General features: G+C 71.1%; 6 protein-coding genes and 1 pseudogene. 4 read left to right on the top strand and 3 right to left on the bottom strand.

Translation table 11 applies throughout. The features are described from left to right. Positions 1–256 precede the first annotated feature (256 nt). The gene (locus tag G6019_RS05840) at positions 257–655 is read right to left on the bottom strand and encodes a DUF2784 domain-containing protein (protein ID WP_107756848.1); all 399 of its coding nucleotides are present in this window, start codon (positions 653–655) and stop codon (positions 257–259) included. A 302-nt stretch (positions 656–957) separates the two neighbouring features. Here G6019_RS05840 and G6019_RS05835 point away from each other — a divergent pair, with 302 nt between their 5' ends. From G6019_RS05835 to G6019_RS05825, 3 genes are read left to right on the top strand one after another with little or no spacing between them, the layout of a single operon-like run. Beyond that, positions 958–2,031 (top strand): 3-deoxy-7-phosphoheptulonate synthase, encoded by a 1,074-nt coding sequence (locus tag G6019_RS05835; RefSeq protein ID WP_182612611.1) that lies wholly within the window; start codon positions 958–960, stop codon positions 2,029–2,031. A 59-nt stretch (positions 2,032–2,090) separates the two neighbouring features. Beyond that, the gene (locus tag G6019_RS05830; protein WP_182612609.1) at positions 2,091–2,858 is read left to right on the top strand and encodes an isoprenyl transferase; all 768 of its coding nucleotides are present in this window, start codon (positions 2,091–2,093) and stop codon (positions 2,856–2,858) included. Beyond that, a complete protein-coding gene (locus G6019_RS05825; RefSeq protein WP_182612607.1) occupies positions 2,858–3,577 on the top strand; it encodes an MOSC domain-containing protein in 720 nt (239 codons plus the stop codon). The genes G6019_RS05830 and G6019_RS05825 overlap by 1 nt, the downstream gene beginning before the upstream one ends. A gap of 114 nt (positions 3,578–3,691) precedes the next feature. Here G6019_RS05825 and G6019_RS05820 read toward each other — a convergent pair whose 3' ends face one another. Both G6019_RS05820 and G6019_RS05815 read right to left on the bottom strand, forming a co-directional pair. Then, positions 3,692–5,152, bottom strand: a complete 1,461-nt coding sequence (locus G6019_RS05820; RefSeq protein WP_182612604.1) for a PH domain-containing protein — start codon at positions 5,150–5,152, stop codon at positions 3,692–3,694. Continuing rightward, positions 5,149–5,547 (bottom strand): PH domain-containing protein, encoded by a 399-nt coding sequence (locus tag G6019_RS05815; protein WP_228548955.1) that lies wholly within the window; start codon positions 5,545–5,547, stop codon positions 5,149–5,151. The genes G6019_RS05820 and G6019_RS05815 overlap by 4 nt, the downstream gene beginning before the upstream one ends. A gap of 128 nt (positions 5,548–5,675) precedes the next feature. Between G6019_RS05815 and G6019_RS05810 the strand changes: the two are divergent. Beyond that, positions 5,676–5,953, top strand: a pseudogene (locus G6019_RS05810) (tocopherol cyclase family protein); the annotation flags it as partial.

Below are 5,953 nucleotides of genomic sequence, written 5' to 3'. Positions count from 1 at the left end.
CCCGCAACCGGGTCGCCGCCGCGAGGTTCTGCGCCAGCGTCGCCGACCGCGCCACCTCACTGAGCGCCTCGGCGCCCAACGTGTCCAGAGCCTCCGGCACGGCGCGCAGCGCCCCGAACGCCGCCGAGCTCGTCGTCGTCACCATCGGAACCACTACCACCACACCCCCAGTCGCTGATCGAACCTACGTGCGACTCTACCGTGGCCGGTGGGATCGCACAAGCATTCGAATACTGGTCGGCCGGTCCGGTCTCCCTCAGGTCTGGCGCACCTCGGACGCGGGGCTGTCAGACCGTGCCCGCGCTCGCCACTGCAGGTACGCCAGACCCGCCCACGAGACGAGCACGGCGGTCGCGACGGCGACGTGGGCCGTCCACAGATGCTCCGCGGGGTAGATGACGTCGGTGAGGTAGTGGTCGATGAACCCTGAGGAGGGCAGCGTCTCCTCGCCCGCGCGGGCGCGTCCCCAGTTCTCGACGTGGGTGAGCGGACAGACCCACCCCACCGTCGCGATCCCCAGTCCGTACGCCGCCGTCGCCAGGTGGGGCCAGAACGTCCACCGCCATCGCCACGCGAGGAAGCCGCCCACCACCATGTACACGAGGAAAGCTGCGTGGAGGATCATCGCGGTGTCGGCGACGAGTCGGTAACCCATGAGTCCAGGGTGCCAGCCGGAGCGCGGGACGCGAGTGGCCTGATTCCCGCGGCCTCTGCTACGGTGTCCCGCATGTCGATCGCTCGCGCATATTGGCGCTTTATGTGGGCTCCGGGTGGAGCCCGCGCCGCGAGCGCACACGTCCGCTAACCGGACGTCCCGACACCCGGAGCCCAGAGGCGGTGACCACCATGGTCGCCGCCTCCCGCCATTTCCCACGGCGGATCCGGGTGCGACACAGGGCACCGACCAGGATCACGGCACCCGGCCCGCCACCACCACCGCATCAGGAGCGCACCGCCGTGACCATCACCGCCGAGAACCCCACCCAGACCGCCGACCGACGCGTCCTGTCGTACTCCCCGTTGCCGACGCCGACCGAGATCCTCGGAGAACTCCCGCTGGGGGAGGCCCGCGAGGCACTGGTCGACCGCAGCCGCGGTGAGATCGTCGACATCCTCGCCGGGCGTGACGACCGCCTGCTCGTGGTGGTGGGTCCCTGTTCCGTCCACGACCCGGACGCCGCACTCGACTACGCGGAGCGCCTGGCGACCCTCGCCCGGGAGGTCTCGGAGGACCTGCTGATCGTCATGCGCGTCTACTTCGAGAAGCCGCGCACGACGGTCGGGTGGAAGGGCCTGATCAACGACCCCGCACTCGACGGCAGCTACGACATCCCGCGCGGTCTGCGCACCGCCCGCAGGCTCCTGTTGGACGTGCTGGACCTTGGACTTCCCGTCGGTTGCGAGTTCCTGGAACCGACCAGCCCGCAGTACATCGCCGACGCCGTCTCCTGGGGCGCCATCGGGGCGCGGACGACCGAGAGCCAGGTGCATCGCCAGTTGGTCTCCGGTCTGTCCATGCCGGTGGGGTTCAAGAACGGCACCGACGGCGAGGTACAGGTCGCGGTGGACGGATGCCGGTCCTCGGCATCGCGCCACGTGTTCTTCGGCACCGACGCCGAGGGTCGGGCAGCCGTGGTGGAGACGGCCGGCAACACCGACTGCCACGTGATCCTGCGCGGTGGGACCCGCGGTCCGAACCACGACGCCGAGTCGGTGGCCTCCGCGGTGGCCTCGGTCGCCAAGGTGGGACTTCCCGGCCTGGTGATGGTCGACGCGAGCCACGCCAACTCGGGCAAGTCCCACGAGCGCCAGGCCGAGGTGGTGGCCGAGCTCGCCGAGCGCATCGGGGCGGGGGAGCAGGGCATCTCCGGCCTGATGATCGAGAGCTTCCTCGAAGCCGGGTCCCAGTCCGTCGACGCCGCCGACCTCGTCTACGGCAAGTCCGTCACCGACGCCTGCATCGGCTGGGACACCACCGAGGACGCAGTGCGCGCGCTCGCCGCGGGGGTGCGCGCCGGCCGACGCGGCTAGAACCCCCACGGGTCAGGGGGACCCCTGTGGAGGGGGCGTCGCGCGGTAACCTCTTCCGGGTGGACGCCTCCTCCCCGTTGTACTCGCTGTACGAGTCGCGACTCCGGTCGTCACTCGAGGGTGCCCGGCTCCCACGTCATATCGCCGTGATGGCCGACGGCAACCGCCGCTGGGCCAAAGAGGCGGGGTTCGCGGACGTCGCGCACGGTCACCGGGCCGGGGCGGTCAAGATCGCCGAGATGCTCGGCTGGTGTGACGAGCTGGGCGTGGACGTCGCCACCATCTACCTCCTCAGCACCGAGAACCTCGGTCGTGATGCCGATGAGCTCGACGAGCTGCTGCAGATCATCGCCGACGTGGTGGACGAGATCACGGGCCCGGACAAGAACTGGGATGTCCGCATAGTCGGCCGGCTCGAAGTGTTGCCCGACTGGCTGGCCGAGCGGCTGCGGCACGCCGAGCGCGCGAGCACCGGGCGCCGGGGGGTCAAGGTGAACGTCGCCGTGGGCTACGGCGGCCGGCAGGAGATCGCCGACGCGGCCCGCGAGCTCGTCGCACAGCTGATCGAGGACGGTCGGACCGGGCAGGACCTGGTCGACGGCATCACCGTCGAGGCCATCGGGGAGCACCTCTACACATCCGGTCAACCCGATCCCGACCTGGTGATCCGGACCTCCGGCGAGCAGCGACTGTCGGGGTTCCTGCTCTGGCAGAGCGCGTACTCGGAGATCTGGTTCACCGAGGCGTACTGGCCCGCGTTCCGCCGCGTGGACTTCCTCCGTGCCCTGCGCGACTACGGCGCCCGCAACCGCAGGTTCGGGCACTGATGCCGGCCGCGAACGCTCCCGAGTCCGGGGTGGCCGTCCCGGAGTCGTTCACCGTTCGCTCCGTCTGCGTGGTGGACCAGCTCCTCACCGTGCCGGGCCGCGTCGGGGTGACGGCGATCGACAAGCGGCCGGTCGACGGCCCTGTGCAGGTCCGCGAGTACGGCCTCCACGGCGACGTGCAGGCCGATCGCGAACACCACGGCGGAGTATGGAAGGCCGTCTACCTGCTCTCCGACTCCGATGTCGCGCCCTGGGAGCCCGAGTTCGGCGGGCCGATCCCGCCCGGGTTCTTCGGCGAGAACCTCCGCGTGACCGGCGTGGACACCTCGCAGCTCCAGATCGGTACGGTGCTCGAGGTGGGCGCGGGCAGCGGTCGTCGCGGTCCGTTGCGCCTCGAGATCACCACGCCACGCATCCCGTGCCAGACGTTCGGCGACCGCGTCGGCAAGCCCAGGTGGGTGCGCCGGTTCACCGAGGCGGGTAGGCCGGGCGCCTACGCCCGCGTCCTGCGCCCGGGTCCTGTCGAGGCGGGCGACGAGATCCGGCTGGTGTCGGTGCCCACGCACGGTGTGACCATCGGGAGGGTGTTCGAGGGGGTCGACGACGACGAGGCCCGCCGCCTTCTCGACGAGTACGCGCTGGCCGACCTCGCGCCCAGTCTGGTGCGCAAGCTCGACCCCGCGACGGACGTCCGGCCCGCCGACACGGACGCCGACTGAGCCGGGCTCCGTCCGCTGCCCTCATCGCGCGGTCGATTTCGCTCACGTTCTCCCAGTTCGCCCGGGGCGTTTCGCGTCGTTTGCGACCACTCGGCGGTGATGGTTCGGCGGTGCTCACTCGGCGAGGTGGTCCCACACCGGCCCGGCGGTGCGCCACAGCGCGGGCGCCTGCTCGCGGCCCACGTCCGGTAACCGGAATGCCCCGCTACCGCCGGCCGTGGTGGCGACGAGCGTGGCCAGACCGGCGCGGCGTTGCAGAGGCGAGCGCCGGATGTTCCAGCCCAGGATGCCGTTCCGATCGAGAATGTCGGTCCGCCGTGTCAGTGAGCCTTTGCGTAGCGCCACCACCCCGTCGGTGAGGGCGTGCCCGAGGCCTCGGGCGTTGTCGAACGCGGCCCAGATCGCGACGGCGGCGGACAGTCCGAGCGAGACCAGCGGGACCCACCAGAGCCACGGCCAGAGCACCGCAGGGACGAGCGACACCCCCGTGATCGCGACGACGACCGCGCCCGCCCGGACGAGCCTCCGTCGACGTGCGGCGGACGGGTGGGCCAGGAGCGCGGTGGGCACCGGCTCACCGAGAATCGTCCCGGCCACACCGGCGGACACCGCCCGTGGCGAGGGGGGAACCAACGCCGGACTCTGCTTCTTCTTCCCCTCGTCGTCCTTCCCGGTGCCTACCCCCGACGCGATCACGTCGAGCCGAGCAGCTCCGAGAACTCTGAACCCCGGGGGTTCGTGGAGCGTGACCCCGCGTATGCGGCGGCCGTCGAAGGAGGTGTGCCGGCCCACGAGCAGTCCCCGCCGCAGCTCGAGCGAACCGTCCTCATGGCGCTCGAGTCGCAGGTTCCACCAGTTCTCCACGAAAAGGGCCACCGATGCGACGGTGCCCACCACCAAGGCGAGAAGCACCACCCCGGCGGCGATCACCGGGATCGGCAGGTCGCCGATCCGGGACCAGATCCAGTCGAGCATCTCGGGCACGGCCCTGAACCAGTCAGCGACCTGGAACACCACACCGATGCCCAGGAGGCCGAACAGGGGAGTCATGACGCTCGCGGGCGCGTAGCGGACCCACACCGGGTCCAGGCGCACGAGCTCGGTGGTGTCGGTGGCGGCGCGCTCGGCGAGAAGCCGACGTCGCAACTCCTCGGCGACCTCGCGGTCCAGTGCGCCGAGGATGAGTCTGGACCCGTCGGTCTCGCCACTGGCCAGTCGCACCGTCGCGATACCCATCCGGCGTTGCACCAGGTCCGCCGAGATCTCCACGTTTCGCACCCGACCGGTCGACAGGCTGGTGGTGGAGGTGGAGAGGAATCGGACGCGGCGTTCGATCCGGTGCGCGTCCACGCGATAGCTGGTCACGGCGAGCCGGGCGGTCTCGATGACCGCGGTGGCCGCTGCGCCGAGGATCATGCCGCCGATGGTCCACAGCACCACCCATGCCGGGCCCACCCCGGCGAGCAGGAGCGCGGAACCGGCGGGAACCGCGGTGACGGCCAGGGCCCCCGCGGCCACGATGGTGCTGGCGGCGACGGTCCGACGGTCGAGGCGACGCCACTCCGGTGCGGTCATGTGGCGTCCCGCTGGTCGTCCTGCGCCAGCAGCGTCAACCTGTCAGCCATCTCCTCGGCCTGCGCGGCGTCCAGCGCACTGATGCGGACCGCTCCCGACGAGGAGGCGGTGGTGACCACGACGGTGGCCAACCCGAACTGTCGTTGCAGGGGTCCGCGGGTCTTGTCGACGGTCTGCACACGCGACAGCGGCGCGGCCCGCCACTCCTCCCAGAAGAGGCCACTACGGCTGTAGACGGCCGTGTCCGTGGCCTCCCATCGATGGATCGCCCAACGCACCCTCGGCACCGCGACCAGCGCCACGGCCATCGCGACCGCCCAGCCCGCAGCCGCGAGGAGGACCCACGGAGACAGGACCAGTCCGAGGATGACGGCCACCACGAGCGGCCCGGCCATCCACAGTCCGACCTGGGCGGTCCACCAGCGACGACACCGGGGGTCGACTCGGTGTCGTGGCGGTCTGAGTCCGATCGCTGACGAGTTCACGGTGTCCAACATAGGGCCCCTGTGAAACGCTGGCCGACATGAGTCTTCTCCGACGCTACCGGGCAACCGGCGCTGACCTGCCCTTCGGCGACCCGCTCCGCGCACACGGAGTGGCGATGGAGGGATACTTCCTCCGCGTGACCGACCGCGACCGAGGCCGCGCCCTGATCGCGCTCATCGGGATCAACCGGGGGCCGGACGGGCACTGGGCGACTCTCGGACTGGCATCCGACGAGGTGCCACCCCGGTCCGGCGCGACCGGGGAGCCCCGGCCGGGTGACGGCGCGACGTCGTCGTCCCTCCGCCTGGCGGCCGC

The organism is Dietzia sp. DQ12-76 (assembly GCF_014145045.1).
In the GTDB taxonomy this organism is placed as follows: Bacteria; Actinomycetota; Actinomycetes; order Mycobacteriales; family Mycobacteriaceae; genus Dietzia.
This window is presented reverse-complemented; position numbering and strand designations above follow the sequence as displayed.

Coding starts and splice junctions, on each gene's coding strand:
- G6019_RS05820 (WP_182612604.1), bottom strand. CDS start 5,152: ATGACCGCACCGGAGTGGCGTCGCCTCGACCGTCGGACCGTCGCCGCC.
- G6019_RS05840 (WP_107756848.1), bottom strand. CDS start 655: ATGGGTTACCGACTCGTCGCCGACACCGCGATGATCCTCCACGCAGCT.
- G6019_RS05815 (WP_228548955.1), bottom strand. CDS start 5,547: ATGGCCGGGCCGCTCGTGGTGGCCGTCATCCTCGGACTGGTCCTGTCT.
- G6019_RS05825 (WP_182612607.1), top strand. CDS start 2,858: ATGCCGGCCGCGAACGCTCCCGAGTCCGGGGTGGCCGTCCCGGAGTCG.